At 32.0% G+C, this 954-nt stretch carries 1 protein-coding gene; it reads left to right on the forward strand.

From position 1 onward, the window contains the following. Positions 1 to 114: 114 nt before the first annotated feature. Positions 115 to 954, forward strand: an 840-nt coding sequence (locus FHQ23_RS09610; protein ID WP_442805776.1) for an IS256 family transposase, variant Zn-binding type, incomplete at its 3' end; no start/stop codon positions are given.

Consider the following 954-nt stretch of genomic DNA (forward strand, 5'->3'; position numbering starts at 1 on the left):
GGTATAGTAGACAAAATGGTTGCTAAAAAGTGGGCTAAAGCCTTATAGTAATTGGCTTTAACCCACTTTTTTGAAATATGAATAAAAAATTGCCCTTTCTGCCAAAATCAAAATATTCGCAAATATGGTGTTCGTAATAATATTCAGCGTTATAAATGTAATGTCTGCAATAAAACATTCATCTCCAAGAAAAAATTAGATCCCATTAAAATTTGGTCTGATTACACTTTCGGAAAACAAACCTACAAACAACTTGCTGATAAATATCATTGTTCAGTTAGAACGATCCAACGATATATATTAAAAGCACCGAAAGCATCATTAAATTTACCAATAAATCAAAAATTAAATATATTAATGGATACGACTTTCTTCGGTCGTGAGTTTGGTATTCTTGTGTTGATGGATAGTATCACCGAAAAAGTCATTTTTCATCGTGTAGTAAGTACGGAGAAAGCCTTATATTACCGATTAGCCATTAATGAATTAAGAGAAAAAAATTATTATATTCAATCTATTACCTGCGATGGAAAGCGAGGCTTACTGAAAGATCTTTTAAATGCACCGATCCAGATGTGTCAATTTCACCAAGTTGCACTTGTCATCAGAAAATTAACCCGAAAGCCAAAATCAGAAGCGGGAAAAGAGTTAAAAATACTTGTTAAAACACTCAAAATAAGCCGTAAGAATGAGTTTTATATAAATCTGTATCATTGGTATCTTAAACATAAAACATTCTTAAATGAGCGTTCTGATAAGCCTGATGAAAAAGGTAAATATCCTTATAAGCATCGTGGCGTTCGTAGTGCTTATGCAAGCTTGCTACGGAATATGGATCATTTATTTACCTTTGAAAAATACGCTGAATTAAATATTGAAAAAACGACTAATCGTTTGGAGGGTTTATTTAGTGAACTTAAGAGAAATCTGGCTGCTCATAATGGACTAACTAAA

This window comes from Testudinibacter crocodili (assembly GCF_006228025.1).
Lineage (GTDB): Bacteria > Pseudomonadota > Gammaproteobacteria > Enterobacterales > Pasteurellaceae > Chelonobacter.